Genomic DNA, 17,259 nt, shown 5'->3' with positions numbered 1-17,259 from the left:
CCCTCTCCCTGAAGGGAGAGGGGACCGTTGGGCAGGGTTTGGTGTTCTGGAGTTAGCCGGTAACAACGAAGGTTTCCGGCTGGAACCATTCCTTCTCTCGGCACGGGCTAGCCCCCTCTCCCTTCAGGGCGGGGCGCGCAGCCGAGGGCTGGGGAGAGGGAGCGGAGTCAACCCAAAACACCGCAGCCGCCGGGAAACGCCATTGGTTCGCGAGCAAGCTCGCTCCTACAGACAGCCCTCTCCCTCACAACCCCATCTGCTTGGCGATGATCTCGTTCATGATCTCCCGGGTGCCGCCGCCGATGGAGAGGATGCGGTTGTCGCGGTACAGCCGCTCCACCAGGCTCTCGCGCATGTAGCCCATGCCGCCGAACAGCTGCACGGCGTCGTAGACCACGCGGTCGGCGACGTCGGTGGCGAAGTTCTTGGCCATGGAGATTTCCTTCACCACGCTCTGCCCGGCGGCCATCTTCGCCGCCTGGCGGTAGGTGAACTCACGGGACACCTCGACCTGGGTGGCCATCTCCGCCAGGCGGTGCTTGAGCACCTGGAACTTGCCGATGGGCTTGCCGAAGGCTTCGCGCCCGGCGCTCCATTTCAGGGCTTCTTCCAGCGCCAGCTGGGCGGTCATGTTGGCCATGGTGGCCAGGGCCAGGCGCTCGCTCTGGAAGTTGGCCATGATGCAGGCGAAGCCCATGTTCTCCATGCCGATCAGGTTCTGCACCGGCACCCTGCAGTCGTCGAAGAACAGCTCGGCGGTGTCCGAGGCCCACCAGCCCATCTTCTTCAGCTTGCGGCCCACCGTGAAGCCGGGGGTGCCCTTCTCCACCAGCAGCAGGCTGATGCCGCCGTAGCCCTCGCCGCCGGTGCGCACCGCCACCGTGTAGTAGTCGGCGCGCACGCCGCTGGTGATGAAGGTCTTGCTGCCGGTCACGCGGTAGTGGTCGCCGTCGCGCACGGCGCGGGTCTTCAGGCTGGCCACGTCGGAGCCGCCGGAAGGCTCGGTGACCGCCAGGGCCATGATCTTCTCGCCGGCCAGCACCTGCGGCACGATGCGCTCGCGCAGCTCGGGGCGGCCCCACTTGAGCAGCGGCGGCAGGCCGATGTCCAGCGAGCCCAGGCCGGCCACCAGGCCGCCGGAGCCGCTGCGCATCAGTTCCTCGCTGGCCGCCAGCTTGGCGAACAGGTCGCCCTCGTGGCTGCCGCCGTAGGTTTCCGGGTAGCCGATGCCGAGGATGCCGGCCTCGCCGGCCTTGCGGTAGAGCTCGCGGGGGAACTCCTCGGCTTCTTCCCAATCGGCGATGTGCGGGAGGATTTCCCGCTCGACGAAGCGCCGCACCGAGTCGCGGACCAGGCGGTGGCTATCGTCGAAGTAATCGGTGAATGCGGACATGGCGGGCCTCCAGGCAGGTTGCCTGAAAACTTACCTAGCGCTTGCTTGGTTTACAAGGCGAGGCTTTTGCCATCGCCTGGGCCGTTTCGGCCCGATGCGCCGCGACTAGACGATCGGCCGGCGCCCGGCCAGGGCGTGGGCCAGGGTGCCGCCGTCCACCAGTTCCAGCTCGCCGCCCAGGGGCACGCCATGGGCGATGCGGCTCAGGACCAGGCCGCTGCCGGCCAGCAGTTGGGCGATGTAGTGGGCGGTGGCCTCGCCTTCCACCGTGGGATTGGTGGCGAGGATGACTTCGCTGAAGCTGCCGGCCTTGATCCGCGCCTCCAGCTCGGGAATGCCGATGGCCTCCGGGCCCAGGCCATCCAGCGGCGACAGGTGGCCCTTGAGCACGAAGAAGCGCCCGCGGTAGCCGGTCTGCTCCACGGCGAACACGTCCAGCGGACCTTCCACCACGCACAGCAGCGAGTCGTCGCGGCGCGGGTCGGCGCACTGCGGGCACAGCTCTTCCTCGCTCAGCGTGCGGCACTGCTTGCAATGCCCCACCCCTTCCATGGCCTGGGTCAGCGCCTGGGCCAGGCGCAGGCCGCCGTTGCGGTCGCGCTCCAGCAGCTGCAGCGCCATGCGCTGGGCGCTCTTCTGCCCCACACCGGGGAGGATGCGCAGGGCGTCGATGAGTTGGCGGATCAGCGGGCTGAACATGGCGGGCGTCGGTCTCGAGATTTCAGGAAGGGTAAACGGCGCAGGAGCGGGCCCGCTCGCGAACGCTTTGCCTGCCGTTGCTGGCGCGGCGAAGGTTCGCGAGCAAGCTCGCTCCTACGGGTGTGGCGGTGTCGCGGATCAGAACGGCATCTTGAAGCCGGGGGGCAGCTGCATGCCGGCGGTCATGCCCGCCATCTTCTCCTGGTTGTTCTGCTCGATCTTGCGCACGGCGTCGTTCACCGCGGCGGCGATCAGGTCCTCGAGGATTTCCTTGTCTTCCTGCATCAGGCTGTCGTCCAGGCTGACGCGCTTGACGTCGTGGCGGCCGGTCATCACCACGCTCACCAGGCCGGCGCCGGACTGGCCGGTGACTTCGGCGTTGGCCAGCTCTTCCTGCATCTTCTGCATCTTTTCCTGCATCTGCTGGGCCTGCTTCATCAGGCCGGCCATGCCACCTTTCATCATCTCGATCACCTCGGTCGTTCAGGGTTGGTTGGGCGCAGGCGGTCAGGCCTTCGCCGCCAGGGGTTCGATGGTACCGGCGCGGACCACCGCGCCGAACTGCTGCCGCATCTGCAGCACGTACGGGTCGGCCCCGATGGAGGCCTCGGCCTCGCGCTGGCGCTCGGCGCGCTTGCGCGCCGCGGCCTGGGCCGGGGTTTCCTGCTCGGGCTTCTGGATGGTCACTTCCAGCTTCAGGGGGCGCCCATGGTACTGGTTCAGCGCCTCGTTCAGGCGGCGCTGCTGGGTGGCGTTGTACAACGCGCTCTGCCCCGGGTCCAGGTGCAGGTGCCAGACGTCGTCCTCCACCGCCACCAGGGTGCAGTTGGCGCCGATGCTCGCGGTCAGGCCGCCCAGGCCCAGGCGCGGGAACAGGTCCAGCCACTCGGCGGCCAGGCCCGTGGCCGGCAGGGCCGCGGGCTCCGGTTCCGGCTCGGGCCGGGCCTCGGCCTGCCGCTCGTCGCCAGCGTCCAGGTAGCTGAGCGCATCCATGTCGACTTCATAGTAGTCGTCGGCCGGCGGCGGCTCTTCGTCGCGGTCGTCGTCCTCGCTGTCGGCCATGACGATGGGCGCAGGCTCAGGAAGCGCAACGGGCGCGGGCGCCGGCTGGGGCTCGACCTGCGGCTGCGCGGCAGCCGGCGCGGCGGGTTCTTCCCAGGGCAGGTCGACGGCGGGGGCCGGCGCCTCCACGGCGGCCTGTGGTTCGACCGCGGGCAGTTCGGCGGGCGCGGCCTCGACCGGGGCCTGCGGAGCGGGCTCGACGGGGGCGGCCTCGACGACGGGGACGACGGGCGCCGGCGCGGGTTCGGGCACAGGCTCGGCCTCCACCACCGGAGCCGGAGCCGGAGCCGGAGCCGGAGCCGCCACAGGCTGCGGCGCGGGCGCGGGCGCGGCCGGCGCAACGGCGGCGGGCACGGTGGACACCACCGGCACGCTCGCCACGCTGGCAACGGCTGCCGGCGCCGCGACGGCGGCGCCGGCCACTGGGTTGCGGTTGGAATCAGCCGTGGCCTTGCCGATCCCCAGGTCCTTTAGCGGCGACCTCGGTGGGGCGCCGCCGTCCGCCGGGCGGAAGGCCAGCATGCGCAGCAGCACCATCTCGAAGCCGCTGCGCGGGTCCGGCGCCAGGGGCAGGTCGCGGCGGCCGATCAGGCCCATCTGGTAGTAGAACTGCACGTCCTCGCCGGGCAGCGCCTGGGCCAGGGTCAGCACCTTGTCGCGGTCGCCCTGGCCGTTGTCGACGGCGTCCGGCAGCACCTGGGCGATGGCCACGCGGTGCAGCACGTTGAGGATCTCGGCCAGCACCCCGCCCCAGTCCGGGCCTTGCTCGGCCAGGTGGCGCACGGCGTCCAGCAGGGCCCGCGCGTCGCCTTCGAGCAGCGCATGGAGCACACCGTAGACCTGGCCGTGGTCGAGGGTGCCGAGCATGGCGCGCACGTCGGCGGCCAGCACCTTGCCCTCGCCGAAGGCGATGGCCTGGTCGGTCAGGCTCATGGCGTCGCGCATGGAGCCGTCGGCGGCGCGGCCCAGCAGCCACAGGGCGTCTTCCTCGAAGGGCACGTTCTCGGCGCCGAGCACCTGGGTCAGGTGCTCCACCACGCGCTCCGGCGGCATGTTCTTCAGGCTGAACTGCAGGCAGCGCGAGAGGATGGTCACCGGCAGCTTCTGCGGGTCGGTGGTGGCCAGCAGGAACTTGACGTGGGGCGGCGGCTCTTCCAGCGTCTTCAACAGGGCGTTGAAGCTGTGGCTGGAAAGCATGTGCACTTCGTCGATCAGGTAGACCTTGTAGCGGCCCCGGCTCGGCGCGTACTGCACGTTGTCCAGCAGTTCGCGGGTGTCCTCGACCTTGGTGCGGCTGGCGGCGTCCACTTCGATGAGGTCGACGAAGCGGCCCTCGTCGATCTCCCGGCACACCGAGCACTGGCCGCAGGGGGTGGAGCTGATGCCGGTCTCGCAGTTCAGGCACTTGGCGAGGATGCGCGCGATGGTGGTCTTGCCCACGCCGCGGGTCCCGGTGAACAGGTACGCGTGGTGCAGGCGCTGGTTGTCCAGCGCGTTGATCAGGGCCTTGAGGACGTGGGCCTGGCCGACCATTTCGCGGAACGAACGCGGACGCCATTTGCGGGCAAGAACCTGATAACTCATTGAAATCCATCGCGGCTGGTAGGCGGAAGTGGGCTAATCCTAGCGAAGAGGACCGGAAATTGCACCCGATGCAGGGGCCTGGAACCTGACAGGCTTGGCAAGAACCCTTCCAAACAGGCATTGTGTCCTGCTTCCGCACGTCCGGAGCCCGAATGCGCGCACTCGTCCCCGCCCTCCTACTCATCGCCGGCCTGGCCCAGGCCGATCCCCGGCAGCTGAGTTTCTCGGTGGTCGAAGGCTGGGCCATGCCGCTGGCGCGGGTCGAGGACGGCCAACTGACCGGCGGTATCCTCTTCGAGCTGTTCACCCGCACCGCGCGCAAGGTCGGCATGGCCCCGTCCTTCCACGTGCTGCCACGGGCCCGGGTGGAACAGGCCCTGCACAACCACAGCATCGACGTGCGCTGCTACATCTCCCCCGCCTGGCTCAGCGAGGAATTCCGCGACTACCGCTGGAGCGTGCCGCTGATGATCCAGCGCGACCTGCTGGTGGCCCGGGAGCGGGCCCCGGTGGACGTCGCCAGCCTGGCCGGGCAGAGCATCGGCACCGTCCTCGGCTACGCCTACCCCTACCTGCAGTTGTCGTTCGCCAGCGGGCGCCTGCACCGCGACGATGCACGCAACCAGGAGCTGGTGCTGAAGAAGCTGGAAGCCGGGCGCTACGACTATGCGGTGGCCAGCGAGGTGGCGCTGAACTGGTTCAACCTCGCGCGGCCGGCCGGGCACCGCCTCTACCCCGCCGCCCAGCTCGACCAGGCGGAACTGGGCTGCATGGTCCTCGACGACCCGCAACTGCCGACCCAGGCGGTGCTCGACGCCCTGGCCGAGCTCAAGGCCTCCGGGGAAATCGAGCGCATCCTCGATCACTATCGCTGACGGCCACGCCAGGGCCAGCCATAGTGAAACGGCGTACAACCGCGAACGGTTGTACGCCCTACGGGTGGGCCTGGCGTAGGGCGAATAACGCTCCGCGTTATCCGCCGTTTGGCCTTGGCCGAATCCCGCGCGGGCCCCTGCAAGATCGGTGAAACGGCGTACAACCGCGAACGGTTGTACGCCCTACGCCTCCGGCGCCACCGCGATGCGCGCTTCGCCGCGGCGGATCCACTCGGCGTAGCGCGCCGGGATGTGCCCGTGCACCGCGCCGTCGGTCACCGTGGCGGCGTAGTCACAGATCGCCTGCTCGCCCTCCCCGCTCCTGCGGTACAGGGTCCAGCGCACCCGGGTGCCCTCGGCCAGGGTGCAGGGCACTTCGAAGCGTGGCGAGCCTTCGGCGTAGCCGACGTGGAAGTCGTCCGGCATGGGCCCGCCGGGGAAGCCGGCGGCGCCCAGGAAGCCGAACATCGAGTCGTGCTGCAACAGGCTGCGCCGCGCGTAGGGCCAGACGTAGCGGCGCAGGAAGTGCTGGTCGGCGAAATGCCGCGAGGCCAGCGGCTCGGCGAAGAACGGCCGGAGCAGCTCCACCAGCGGCGGCAGCGCCCCGCCCACCGCGCCCCACAGGCCGGCCAGGAGCAGCTCGGTGTGGGTGCCGTTGTCGCGCAGGGCGTGGAAGTGCCTGTCGCTGGCCAGCCATTCGGCCACCGCCTCGGCCTCGCGTTCGCTGATCACCGAGTCGGCGTCGCGGAACAGGATGCGCTGGGCCCGGGCATCGTCCAGCGCCAGGAAACGCCACATGGGCCCCGGCCACTGGCGCACGGCCTCGTCGACCAGCACCACTTCGCCGCCGTTGTCGCGCAGGCGGCGGACGATGGCCTCGGGCACGCTGTCGTCGATGTAGAAGCGGCAGGTCCAGTGCGGGTAGATGCGCGGCTGCTCCAGCACGTTGAGCACCGCCGTCTCGCAGTACTTGGCGCTGGCGCCGAACAGCGAGAAGGCGATCAGGTTGCGCCCGCGGGTGGCGGCGCTGGGTGGTGGCGGCAGCGGCGGCAGGGCGTGGGCCAACGGCGGCTCGACGCCGAACTGGCGGTCGCGCAGGGTCAGCGCGTGCAGGCCGTGCTGGCGCACCTGGTCCCACTGGCGCAGCGCGCAGTGGGCGTGGGACAGGGCATCGAACAGCGCCAGGCTGGTGCCGCCGGCGGCCAGGGCGCGGCCGGCGTGCTCGACGGCCTGCTGCCAGCGCTCCAGCTTGATGCAGTTGACCGCCGCGTCGGTCCAGGCCACCGCCAGCTGCGGCCAGCGCCGGGCGGTCTGCAGGCACAGTTGCAGGGCCTCCTCATGCCGGCCCTGGGCATAGAGCGCGCTGGCACGCCTGCCGGCGGCCTCCACCTCGCGGCGCTCGCGGTAGCTGGGGGTGCGTTGCTTGGCCATGGCGCCTCCTCAGCGTTCGCGCAGCGCTTCGCGGGCGCGGTTGAGCGGCTTGGTCAGGTAGTCCCAGACGGTCTTGCTGCCGGTGTGCACGTCCACCGTGGCGACCATGCCGGGGAAGATCGGGAAGCTCTTGCCGTCCTTGTTCTGCAGCGAGTCGGTCTGGGTGCGCACGAATACCCGGTAGTAGTACTGGTCGCGGCGCACCTCGTCCTGGATGGTGTCCGGCGAGATGTGCGTCACCTTGCCGTCCAGGCCGCCGTAGATGGCGTAGTCGTAGGCGCTGATCTTCACCGTGGCCGGCTGGCCGGGGTGGATGAAGGCCACGTCGCGCGGCGAGATGCGCGCCTCCACCAGCAACTGGTCCTCCACCGGCACTATGACCATGAAGCGGCCGTTGGGCGGGATGACGCCGCCGACGGTGTTCACCTCGATGTCCTTGACGATGCCGCGCACCGGCGAGACCACGGTCAGGCGCGACAGCGAGTCGGCGCGGCCGCGGGTCACCGACTGCTGCGCCTCCACCTCGCCATTGGCCTTGGCCAGCTCCTCGCGGGCCTTGACGTAGTACTGGTTGCGCGTCTCGGTGGCCTTGAGCTCCAGCTCGTTGGCCTGGCGCTTCAGGCGCAGCACCTCGACGTTGCTCGCCGCGCCGATCTCGGCCAGGCGCGTGGTCAGCTTCAGCTCCTTGCGGACCAGCGCCAGGGCCTCGTTGATGCCCTGCAGGCTCTTCTGCAGGCTGTCGCGCCGCGACTTGTACAGGGCGGCCTCGGACCTCACCAGGTCCGGCTCCTCCAGCACTTCCGGAGGGAACACCAGTTCGCCGCCGTCCACCTCGGCGCGCAGGCGCGCGGCCATGGCCAGGGCGGCGCGCAGGCGCGAGGCGCTCTCGCCCACCGAGGACTCGGTCTTGGTGCGGTCGAGCTGGGCCAGCACCTGGCCGGCGTCGACGCGGTCGCCCTCCTTGACCCGCAGTTCGGCGAGGATGCCGCCCTCCAGGGACTGCACCACCTGCTCGCGGGAGCTGGGGATCACCTTGCCGGTGCCGGTGGAGACTTCGTCGAGCTCGAACAGGTAGGCCCAGGCGAACAGCAGCAGCATGCCGCCTAGCACGCACCAGACCAGCCAGGCGGCGCGGGGCGCGCGCTCCTTCGCCTGGAAATAGGGGGCCAGGGGCGCGGCCCCGGGCGCTTGAATCGAATTGGCTTGCATGGTCACTCCCGACACGGGCCAGGGCCCGCGTCCTCTGCGAATTGCGTGGGCGGCCTCAGGCCACCGCCGGGGCCTTCTCGCCGGGCTTGGCCGGCGGCGGGCCGGCGAGCTTGGCCAGCACCGCCTGCTTGGTGTCGTCGAGCACGACGCGGCCGTTGTCCACGACGATGATGCGGTCGACCCACTTGAGCACCGCCGGGCGGTGGGTCGCCACCACCAGGGTGCGCGACTTCAGCCAGGGCTCCAGGTGGCGGATCAGGGCCTGCTCGCCCACCTCGTCGAGCCAGGCGGTGGGCTCGTCGAGCAGCAGCACGCGCGGCTGGCGCAGCAGCGTGCGGGCCAGCAGCAGGCTCTGGCGCTGGCCGCCGGAGAGGCCGCGGCCGCCCTCCTGGACCATGTGCTCCAGGCCATCGGGCAGGGCCTGCACCAGGCCCAGGGCGCCGCTCAGGCGCAGGGCCTCGAGCAGCTCCTCGTCGCTGGCGTTGGGCCGGCCCATGGTCAGGTTCTCGCGCAGGGTGCCGAAGAACAGGTTGGCCTGCTGGCTGAGGAAGGCCACGTCGCGGCGCACGTCGTAGGGGTCGATCAGTTCCAGGCGCAGCGAGTCGAGCAGCAGGCTGCCCTCCTGCGGCCGGTACATGCCGGCCAGCAGTTGCAGCAGGCTGGACTTGCCGGCGCCGTTGCGGCCGAGGATGGCGACCTTCTCGCCGGCGGCGATGCGCAGCTGGGCCACCTCGATGGCCGGGCGCTTGTCGTCCTGGCCGTAGCGGAAGCGCACGCCTTCGAGCTGGTAGTCGCCGTGCAGCACCGGGCGGTGCAGGCGCTTGCCGCCCTCGGCGCTTTCCACCGGCCGCTTCATCAGTTCTTCCAGGCCCTCGCGGGCGACCTTGGCCTGCTGCCAGCGCGACATGATCCCGGAGATCTGCGCCAGGGGCGCGATCATCCGCGAGGACAGGATGGACATGCCGATCAGCGCGCCGGTGGTCATGTCGCCGCTCATCACCTGGAAGCAGCCGACCAGCACCACCAGCACGTACACCAGGGTCTGCACTTCCTGGGTCCAGGCCATGAGCGCGCCGGTGATGAAGCGCTGGCGCATGCTGACGGTGGCCGAGACCTCGTTGAGGTGGTTCCACTGGTTCTGGAAGCGCTGCTCGGCGCGCAGTTGCTTGACGTCCTCGATGCCCTGCACCGCCTCCACCAGCATGGCGTTGCGGATCGCCGACTCGCGCATGCCCTCCTTGGACAGCCGCCCCAGCGGCTTCTGCGCCAGCAGGCCGGGGATCAGCAGCAGCGGCAGCACCGCCAGCGGCACCAGGGCCATGCTCCCGCCCACCGACCAGAGCACCACCAGGAACAGGAAGAAGAACGGCAGGTCGGCCAGCGCGCCCAGGGTGGTCGAGGTGATCAGCTCGCGCACCTGCTCCATCTCGCGGATCTGCGAGATGAACGAGCCGGTGGACTTGGAGATGGCCTCGTTGCGCAGGCGCAGGGCGTGGCCGAAGACGCGGTCGGAGATGCGCAGGTCGGCGCGCTTGCCGATCAGGTCGGAGATGTGGGTGCGCGCCAGGCGCATGCCGAAGCCGATGAGCACCGCCAGCATCACCCCACCGAACAGCACCCACAGGGTCGGCTCGGATTGCGCCGGCACCACGCGGTCGTAGACCTGCATGGAGAACAGCATGGAAGCCAGGGCCAGCACGTTGGCCACCAGCGAGGCGAGCATCACGTCGCCGTAGCGCCGCCAGTCGCGCAGCACCAGGCTCCAGAACCAGTTGGGCTGGTAGGGCTTGATGTAGTCGTCGACGCGCACGTCCGCCACCGCCACCTCGGGGCGCAGGCGGTACACCCGCTGCACCCGCTCGGCCACTTCGGCGGCCGGCAGCGCCTGCAGCACGCCCTGCTCGCCGCTCAGGCGCACGCCGACGCCGCCGTTGCCGTCGACGCTCTCGATCAGCCCCACCTGGCCGCCGGAGAACTGCGCCAGCACCGGCAGCCGCCAGGGGTCGAGCACGCCCTTGTCCAGGGCCTCGGCGCGCAGCGTCAGGCCCATGTCGCGGGCCATGTGCTGCAGCTGGCCGTCCAGGTCCAGGCCGCGGTGCCATTCCAGGCCGACGCGAACACGCTCCTCGGATACGTCCAGGCGGTAGTGCCGGGCCACCATCAGCATGGCTTCCAGCCAGGGGGCGCTGTCGGCCACCGGGCGTTGCGCTTGCGCGGTCATAGGGAATCACTCTCGAGTTGGAAGACGTCGTGCATCCGTCCGGTGGCGTTGATGAAGGCCACCTGGGCGCTCCACAGGTCGTGGCGGGCGTTCACCGAATCGCTCTGCGCCTGGAAGATCTCCTGCTCGGCGTTGAGCAGGTCGAGCAGCGTGCGGGTGCCCAGCGACAGGTACTGCTCGCGGTACAGGCGCTGGGTGTCGACGATGCTCTTCTGGCGGTCGGCGAGCACCCGCAGGCGCTCGTCGAGGCCGCCCATCTGCTCCTGCAGGGCGGTCCACTGGTCGCGGGCCTCCAGCTGCCGGGTGTGCACGCGCTCTTCCGCCGCCCGCAGCGCCTGGCCGGCGCCGCGCACCCGCGCCGAGGGCGCGCCGCCGGCGAAGAGGTCGTGCTTGACGCCGAGGGTCAGGGTGTAGACGCGCTCGCCGGCCATGTCGCCGGCATTGCCGAAGTACTTGTTGACGCCGCCGTCGACGGTGAAGGTCGGCCGGGTGTTGGACCGCGCCAGGGACAGCTGGGCCTCGGCCTCCTCGCGCTCGGCCAGGGCCATGCGCACGCTCACCGGCATCCGCGGGTTCGGCTCGATCAGCCGCACGGCCTGCTGCAGGCGTTCGGCGGGCACGCTCACCGCGGCCTCGCTCACCTCGCGGCCGATCATGGTGCGCAGCTTGCTCTTCTGCTGCTGCAGCTGGGTCTGGATGGCCAGCAGCGAGGCCTCGGCCGCCTCCACCCGCGACTGCGCCTGGATCAGATCGGCCTGGGTGCTGGCGCCCTCGTCGGCGCGCTGCCGGGCCAGTTGCCGCAGGCGCTGCAGGCTGTCCACCAGGGTCCGGGCGCTATCGCGCAGGGCGCGGTAGCGGGCGACCTCGATCAGCGCCTGGGCCGATTGCCGGGCGACCTCGTCCACCTCGCTCATCAGTTGGAAGCGCTGCACGCGCACGCCAGCCTCGGCGCCCTTGACCGCGTTGGCCACCTTGCCGAAGTCGTAGATCATCTGCGAGGCGGACAGCGACAGGTTCTGCCCGCTGCCATAGGCGCCCTGCCTGCCGGTGTTGAGGCCGGTCTGGATGGTCGGCAGGTAGCCGGCCCTGGCCACGTTGATCGCTTCGCGTTGCTGGTCCAGCTGGGCGGCGGCATCGCGGATCGACGGGTAGGTTTCCACCGCCAGGCCGACCGCGCGCCACAGGTCCAGGGCACCGCCCTGCCCCGCCCCGGTATCCGCCGGCTGCCAGTCCCGGGCCAGGTGATCGACCGACAGGTCCAGCCTGGGCTGCGCACCGGCCCGCGCCACGGCCTGGCGCACCGCCGTGGCCGCGGGCGCCGCCGGCACGGGCACGGCGGCGTCCAGCCACTGGCATTCGGGCCGGCAGACCATGCGCTTGCCGTTTTTGCCAGCAGTCTCGCCGGCAACTGCCAGAGAAGAAAATGCCAGGCAAGCCAACATTCCCCAATACAGTTTATTGAGATACATCCGAACCACCCTGAAAAACCGAGGCGGCAATACTACGGATCACCGCAAAGGCTATCTTTGAGAGAACATCCGAAAATGCCGTTTATTACTGATGCCTATCAGTCTATTACCCGACAACTCGTCCCATCAGAGGATAAATACGAACCAGCATGTAGGATTTTTCTTATACAAAAAACCAAAAATCCATCAACTCCGACCTGAACCGGTAGGATCTTCCCTAAATTCGACACAATAAAAAACCACTACCGAAGCAGTGGTTTTCGATACAACCAGCATGACTCGCACCAGCACGGCTTATTATTTTCAGTCCGCATAGATATAGCGAATTATTTTCCGCTCCATGAAGTTCGGCAAACCCGGGCAATGGAAACTGAACAAGCGAATATGCGACAGAGCCTGCCGTTTACCGGCAGGCTCCGAGACAGCTAAAGGCCACCCGATGGGCGATGGCCTCTTCTGGGGATCAACGCGGGCTCACAGAACCGCCGCTGCCGCCGCTGCCGCCGATCAGGCCGCCCAGCAGACCGCCGCCGTGGCCGACCTGCGGTGCCGGGTAATCCATGCGCCACCAGCCTTCTGCGTTGCTGTTGAAGGTTTGCAGCGACATGTCCCAGCCATTCACCAGACCGTAGGTAACCGCATGAATGACGCCAAGAACGCCACCGATGACACCACCGAAGGCACCACTGGCGACACCAACGCCCAGGATGCCACCCACGGAGCCACCGGTTACCACGCCCTTGGCGACACCGGTGCTGAGGGACAGCGGGACCAGCATGATGGCCGCACCGATGCGACCGACCACGTCCTCGATGATACCCGCGCCCGCTACCATCTCGATTTCTTGCATTTTCAGTTCTTGCATTTGGATAGACTCCTTGCAGCTAACAGAATTACCGCTTTCAAATCACGGCTCATTTTCTCGACATACCGCCACCGATATGAACAGCAATAGCAAGGCCGTCTGAAGCTTTCCAAGAATGATCCGCAACAACCAATATCCACGGCAAAAGCCCAGCCAAGGATCGTGGCTTGTTGATCAACAGGAAGTACTTCAGCCCAAGGCCATTTCAATTACCACGCGGAGACTCCGCGACAATTTCGGCGCCGGCTATTTCGCAACAAGCACAAGGCCGATGCGACAGGTAAATTCTTGTTGATCAAACTACTGATGACAACCCAAAAACACTGGAAAGTGCCATCATCAGGAATTCGCAGGATATGGCCGGCAGAATACAACCCGATAGTTTGGAATTTTCATACAGGGACTTCTCATGCAGATCATTTCAATAAAGCCGCTGAATCCTGCACAGCCCCGAAAGCCGGGAAGTTAGCAACGGCAATGAACGGCAGGCAGTACCCGGAGAATGTCGGAAGCCCCGCCGCCACCCCGCGTCTGGACCTGGCAGCCGGCGCCTTGGGCGATACCGCTGACAAGACAGCCCCCAGAAGACGAGGGCAACGACGATGATTCCTGATTGGAACATCTGAAATTGGAAAAAATGCATGCGCCTTGCTGATGGCAACCGCGATATCGGTGCATGAAATGCAATGAAACCTGGAGTGTTACCCGCAGCGATGGATAAACGCACCGGACCGAATTGGTAGACGACCCATTTCGGTCACTTCACAAGCCCCCCCAACACAGCCCCCCGCTCGCCCGGGCGACACCGGGCTGTGCTGTGGGCAGAAAAAAAGCCGCCTGGAGGATTCCAGCGCGGCTTCAGTGTCGATGTCAGCGGGGGCCGGGCCTTGCCCGCAGGCATTCAGCGCAGCGCCCAGAACCCCAGGCGACCGAGCCCGGCCGCCAATTGCAGGCGGGCGCTCTGCCAGTCGGCCAGCGCCCGGATGTGCTGTTCGCGGGCGTCGGCGTACGCGCTGAGCGCGTTGAGCAGTTCGATCATGCTGCCGACCCCGGCGCGGTAGCGCCCCTGGGTCACCTCCAGCGCCTGGCGCGATTGCGCGACCAGGGCGTCGGTGCTGTTCAGGCTCTGGCTGTCCACCATCAGCCGCTGGTAGCTGCCCCAGACCAGCAGCGAGACCTGTTGCTCGGTACCGGCCAGGGCCGCGCGGCTGGCCTGGACCTCGGCCTTGGCACCGCGCACCCGGTAGTTGCGCTCGAAACCTTCGAACAGCGGGATGTTCAGCTGCAGGCCGATACTCGTATCGCGCTGCCGGGTGTCGCCATTGAGCGCACGCGGCAGATCATTGCGCGAGTGGCTGAGACTGCCGGTCAGCGCCAGGGTCGGCAGGCCCTCGGCGCGAACCTCGTGCACCCTCTGGCTGGCGGCTTCGACCCGGGCCTGGGCGGCGATCAGCTGCGGGTGCCGGTCGCGCGCCTGGGCCAGCAGGCGATCGATGGCGCTGACGAAGGTGGTGTCGGGCATCAGCGCCAGCTCGCTGGTCAGCTGGAAGCGGCTTTCCGCCGGCAACCCCATGCGCAGCGCCAGCACCCCGAGGGCGTTGTCCAGGTTGCCGCGGGCGCGCACCAGGCGCAGCTCCGATTGCGATTGTGCGGTCTGCGCCTGCAGGCGGTCCGACAACGCCGCTGCCCCGGCCGCATATTTGGCGTCGGCGGCCTGGTAGTTCTCCGCGGCCATGTCCCGCACCTGCTCCGCGGCGGCCAGCGTGTCCTGGGCGGCCAGGGCGTCGTAGTAAGTCTGCGCGGCGTCGACGAAGGCACTCTGCAGCATCGCCTGGTGGCTGGCGTTGGCCGCCACCAGCAGTTGCCGGGCACTGCGCAGGGCGGCGCGGCGCCGGCCGAAATCGAACAGCACCCAGCTCAGCTCGAGGTTGGCATTGAGCGACTTCTGGCGCGCCGAGCTTTCGACGCCGTCGAAATCCAGGTAGTCGGTACGGCTACGGCCGTCACTGCTGCCGAGGCTGGCGCCCAGGCGCGGCAGGTAGGCCGACCAGGCCACGCCCAGCTGCGCGGCCTGGGCCTTGGCCTCGGCCCAGGCCTGGGCGGTCTGCGGATCATGGCAGAGAATCCGCTCTATGGCCTCGTCCAGCGCCAGTTCCCCGGTCGGCGCGTTGAACAGGCAAGCCACCCCGCCACGGTGCGACTCGGCGATGTTTTCCGCGGCCACCGAGCGCTCGGTACGGAATACATCCGGCCCGGCCAACACGGGGCTGGCGCTCAGTACCAGGCTGCACAGGAGCAGACGCTTCATAGCGGTGCGCCCTCCAGGTCGTGGCGGTTGCGTTGTTCCGCGCTCACCCGGCCGGCACCGAGCAGCACCACGCGGTCGGCCGAAGCGATGGTCTCCGGGCGGTGGGCGACCATCACCCGGGTGATGCTCAGCGAACGGATGGCTTCGTTGACGCGGCGCTCGCAGTCCACGTCCAGGTGGCTGGTGGCTTCGTCGAGGAAGAGGATCTTCGGCTGCTTGTACAGCGCCCGGGCCAGCAGCACGCGCTGTTTCTGGCCGCCGGACAGCACCGTGCCCATGTCGCCGACCAGGGTGTTGTAGCCCATGGGCGCGGCCATGATCTCGTCGTGGACCGCCGCCAGGCGCGCGCACTCCATCACCCGCTCCATGTCCAGCGCCGGGTCGAAGAAGGCGATGTTCTCCGCCAGCGAGCCGGCGAACAGGCTGTCGTCCTGCAGCACGGTGCCGACCACGCTGCGCAGGCCGTCCAGGCCGATCTGCGACAGCTCCATGCCGGCCACGCGGATCTGCCCGCCGGTGGGCGGCAGGATGCCGAGCATGACGTTGATCAGGGTGCTCTTGCCGCAACCGGACGGTCCGACAATGGCCACCGATTCGCCGGCGCGGATGTTCAGGTCGATGCCGTCGAGCACATAGGGCTCGTTTTCCGAATAGCGGTAGCGCAGGTCGCGCAGTTCGATGCTGAACTCGCGCTGCTGCAGCACCTCGGGGGGCGCACCGCCACCGACCTGCTCCGGCGGCTCGAGGACGATGTCGGCCAGGCGCTCGCCCTGCAGTTGCAGCATGCGCAGCTCGAAGAACTTGTCGATCAGGCTGCCCACGCGGCCGTCGAACTGGCCCTTGTAGGACTGGAAGGCCATGAGCATGCCCACGGTGAAATGCCCATCCATCACCATGCTCGCCCCCAGGTACATCACCAGCAGGTTCTCGATGCCGAACAGCAGGCCATTGACCTGGCTGTAGAACAGCCCCAGCTTCTGCGTGCGCAGGCTGGCGTTGATCTGCTCCACCAGCAGGCTCAGCCAGGTGGCGCGGCGCTCGTCCTGGCGCTGGAACAGCTTCAGCGGACGGACCCCGCGGATGGTCTCGAGGAAGTGCGTCTGCTGCCGCGCGGCATGGATGATCTCGTCCTCGGTGGCATTGCGCAGCGGTTGATACCAGGCCCAGCGCACCAGCGCATAGAGCGTCATGCAGACGATGGCGATGCAGGCCAGCATCGGGCTGTAGACGAACATCATGGCCAGGGTGGCGACGGTCATCAGGCCATCGAGCACCGCCACCAGGAAGGCCGAGGTCAGGGTGCCCTGGATGCTGTCGACGGCGCCGAAGCGCGAGACGATGTCGCCCAGGTGACGCTTCTCGAAATACTGCGTGGGCAGGTTGAGCAGGTGGGTGAAGACGTTGGCCCGCCACTGCACGTTGAGCAGCGTGCCCATGTGCATGCCCACCCACTGGCGCACCGCGCTGATGGCCTGCTGCATCAGCATCATCAGGCCGAAGCCGATCAGCAGCGTGGTGAGCAGGTCACGGTCGTTGCTGGGGATGACGTTGTCGATGGTCCACTGCATGAAGAACGGGCTGACCAGGGCGAATACCTCCAGGGCCAGCGACAGCAGCAGCACCTGGCCCAGGGAACGGTACAGGCCACTGACCTTGCCGAGCATGCCGAGCAGACGCAGGCTCGGCTTGGCCTCCTTCTTCTGGAAGTCGGTGTCCGGCCACAGCTCCAGGGCCACCCCGGTGAAGGAACGCGACAGCGCCGCAAGATCCAGCTTGCGGATGCCGTGGGCCGGGTCGTGGATCACCGCCCCGCGCCGGCTCACCGACTTGAGCACGACGAAGTGCTTGAAGTCCCAGTGCAGGATGCAGGGCGTGCGCAGCTTGGGCAGATCATTCAGGCCCAGCTTCAGCGGGCGCGTGGCCATGCCCAGCTGCTGCGCCGCCTGGATCAGTTGCTTGAGGGTGATGCCCTTGAGCGAGACGTTGAAGCGCTGGCGCATCTCGCGCAGGTCGTTGTGGCAGCCGTGGTAGCCGGCGACCATGGCCAGGCAGGCGATGCCGCACTCGGCGGCCTCGGTCTGCTGGATGATGGGCAGGCGCCGGCCGAAGCGCAGCGCCAGGGAGTCGAAGATAGCCATGCGGC

Annotated in this window: 12 protein-coding genes; 1 reads left to right on the top strand and 11 read right to left on the bottom strand. The window is 68.3% G+C overall.

Annotated features, from left to right (window positions below; genetic code table 11):
• Window positions 1-244 precede the first annotated feature (244 nt).
• The 4 genes from CHC02_RS05195 to dnaX form a co-directional block, all read right to left on the bottom strand.
• The gene (locus CHC02_RS05195; RefSeq protein ID WP_089390439.1) at window positions 245-1,393 is read right to left on the bottom strand and encodes an acyl-CoA dehydrogenase family protein; all 1,149 of its coding nucleotides are present in this window, start codon (window positions 1,391-1,393) and stop codon (window positions 245-247) included.
• 105 nt (window positions 1,394-1,498) lie between these two features.
• A complete protein-coding gene (recR, locus tag CHC02_RS05190; RefSeq protein ID WP_089390438.1) occupies window positions 1,499-2,092 on the bottom strand; it encodes a recombination mediator RecR in 594 nt (197 codons plus the stop codon).
• Window positions 2,093-2,230: 138 nt separating this feature from the next.
• Entirely contained in the window at window positions 2,231-2,557 is a 327-nt protein-coding gene (locus CHC02_RS05185; RefSeq protein ID WP_009619439.1) for a YbaB/EbfC family nucleoid-associated protein, read from the bottom strand.
• A gap of 42 nt (window positions 2,558-2,599) precedes the next feature.
• Window positions 2,600-4,738 (bottom strand): DNA polymerase III subunit gamma/tau, encoded by a 2,139-nt coding sequence (gene dnaX / locus CHC02_RS05180; protein WP_089390437.1) that lies wholly within the window; start codon window positions 4,736-4,738, stop codon window positions 2,600-2,602.
• A gap of 152 nt (window positions 4,739-4,890) precedes the next feature.
• On the opposite strand from dnaX, the gene CHC02_RS05175 reads away from it, so the two are divergent.
• On the top strand, window positions 4,891-5,613 hold the full coding sequence (locus CHC02_RS05175) for a substrate-binding periplasmic protein (RefSeq protein ID WP_089390436.1): 723 nt from the start codon (window positions 4,891-4,893) through the stop codon (window positions 5,611-5,613).
• 183 nt (window positions 5,614-5,796) lie between these two features.
• On the opposite strand, the gene CHC02_RS05170 is transcribed toward CHC02_RS05175, so the two are convergent.
• The 7 genes from CHC02_RS05170 to CHC02_RS05140 form a co-directional block, all read right to left on the bottom strand.
• Window positions 5,797-7,044 carry a tetratricopeptide repeat protein gene (locus CHC02_RS05170; protein ID WP_089390435.1) on the bottom strand — a complete coding sequence of 416 codons (1,248 nt, stop codon included), beginning with the start codon at window positions 7,042-7,044 and terminating at the stop codon, window positions 5,797-5,799.
• Between the two features lie 9 nt (window positions 7,045-7,053).
• Window positions 7,054-8,253, bottom strand: a complete 1,200-nt coding sequence (locus tag CHC02_RS05165) for an HlyD family type I secretion periplasmic adaptor subunit (protein WP_089390434.1) — start codon at window positions 8,251-8,253, stop codon at window positions 7,054-7,056.
• A gap of 55 nt (window positions 8,254-8,308) precedes the next feature.
• Complete coding sequence (locus CHC02_RS05160; protein WP_089390433.1) at window positions 8,309-10,474, bottom strand: type I secretion system permease/ATPase; 2,166 nt, start codon at window positions 10,472-10,474, stop codon at window positions 8,309-8,311.
• On the bottom strand, window positions 10,471-11,847 hold the full coding sequence (locus tag CHC02_RS05155; protein WP_244161034.1) for a TolC family outer membrane protein: 1,377 nt from the start codon (window positions 11,845-11,847) through the stop codon (window positions 10,471-10,473). The genes CHC02_RS05160 and CHC02_RS05155 overlap by 4 nt, the downstream gene beginning before the upstream one ends.
• Window positions 11,848-12,406: 559 nt before the next feature.
• Entirely contained in the window at window positions 12,407-12,808 is a 402-nt protein-coding gene (locus CHC02_RS05150) for a hypothetical protein (RefSeq protein WP_089390431.1), read from the bottom strand.
• A 901-nt stretch (window positions 12,809-13,709) separates the two neighbouring features.
• Entirely contained in the window at window positions 13,710-15,116 is a 1,407-nt protein-coding gene (locus CHC02_RS05145; protein ID WP_089390430.1) for a TolC family protein, read from the bottom strand.
• Window positions 15,113-17,254 (bottom strand): peptidase domain-containing ABC transporter, encoded by a 2,142-nt coding sequence (locus CHC02_RS05140; protein WP_089390429.1) that lies wholly within the window; start codon window positions 17,252-17,254, stop codon window positions 15,113-15,115. Before CHC02_RS05140 ends, CHC02_RS05145 begins: the two co-directional genes overlap by 4 nt.
• Window positions 17,255-17,259: the final 5 nt, after the last annotated feature.

It is taken from the genome of Pseudomonas delhiensis (assembly GCF_900187975.1).
Taxonomy (GTDB): domain Bacteria; phylum Pseudomonadota; class Gammaproteobacteria; order Pseudomonadales; family Pseudomonadaceae; genus Pseudomonas; species Pseudomonas delhiensis.
Note: the sequence above shows the minus strand (reverse complement) of the source record. Positions and strands in the feature narration are given on the sequence as shown.

Excerpts from the sequence above, each read along its gene's own strand:
- CHC02_RS05195 (WP_089390439.1), bottom strand. The coding sequence starts at position 1,393 with ATGTCCGCATTCACCGATTACTTCGACGATAGCCACCGCCTGGTCCGC.
- recR (WP_089390438.1), bottom strand. The coding sequence starts at position 2,092 with ATGTTCAGCCCGCTGATCCGCCAACTCATCGACGCCCTGCGCATCCTC.
- CHC02_RS05185 (WP_009619439.1), bottom strand. The coding sequence starts at position 2,557 with ATGATGAAAGGTGGCATGGCCGGCCTGATGAAGCAGGCCCAGCAGATG.
- dnaX (WP_089390437.1), bottom strand. The coding sequence starts at position 4,738 with ATGAGTTATCAGGTTCTTGCCCGCAAATGGCGTCCGCGTTCGTTCCGC.
- CHC02_RS05175 (WP_089390436.1), top strand. The coding sequence starts at position 4,891 with ATGCGCGCACTCGTCCCCGCCCTCCTACTCATCGCCGGCCTGGCCCAG.
- CHC02_RS05170 (WP_089390435.1), bottom strand. The coding sequence starts at position 7,044 with ATGGCCAAGCAACGCACCCCCAGCTACCGCGAGCGCCGCGAGGTGGAG.
- CHC02_RS05165 (WP_089390434.1), bottom strand. The coding sequence starts at position 8,253 with ATGCAAGCCAATTCGATTCAAGCGCCCGGGGCCGCGCCCCTGGCCCCC.
- CHC02_RS05160 (WP_089390433.1), bottom strand. The coding sequence starts at position 10,474 with ATGACCGCGCAAGCGCAACGCCCGGTGGCCGACAGCGCCCCCTGGCTG.
- CHC02_RS05155 (WP_244161034.1), bottom strand. The coding sequence starts at position 11,847 with ATGGTCTGCCGGCCCGAATGCCAGTGGCTGGACGCCGCCGTGCCCGTG.
- CHC02_RS05150 (WP_089390431.1), bottom strand. The coding sequence starts at position 12,808 with ATGCAAGAACTGAAAATGCAAGAAATCGAGATGGTAGCGGGCGCGGGT.
- CHC02_RS05145 (WP_089390430.1), bottom strand. The coding sequence starts at position 15,116 with ATGAAGCGTCTGCTCCTGTGCAGCCTGGTACTGAGCGCCAGCCCCGTG.
- CHC02_RS05140 (WP_089390429.1), bottom strand. The coding sequence starts at position 17,254 with ATGGCTATCTTCGACTCCCTGGCGCTGCGCTTCGGCCGGCGCCTGCCC.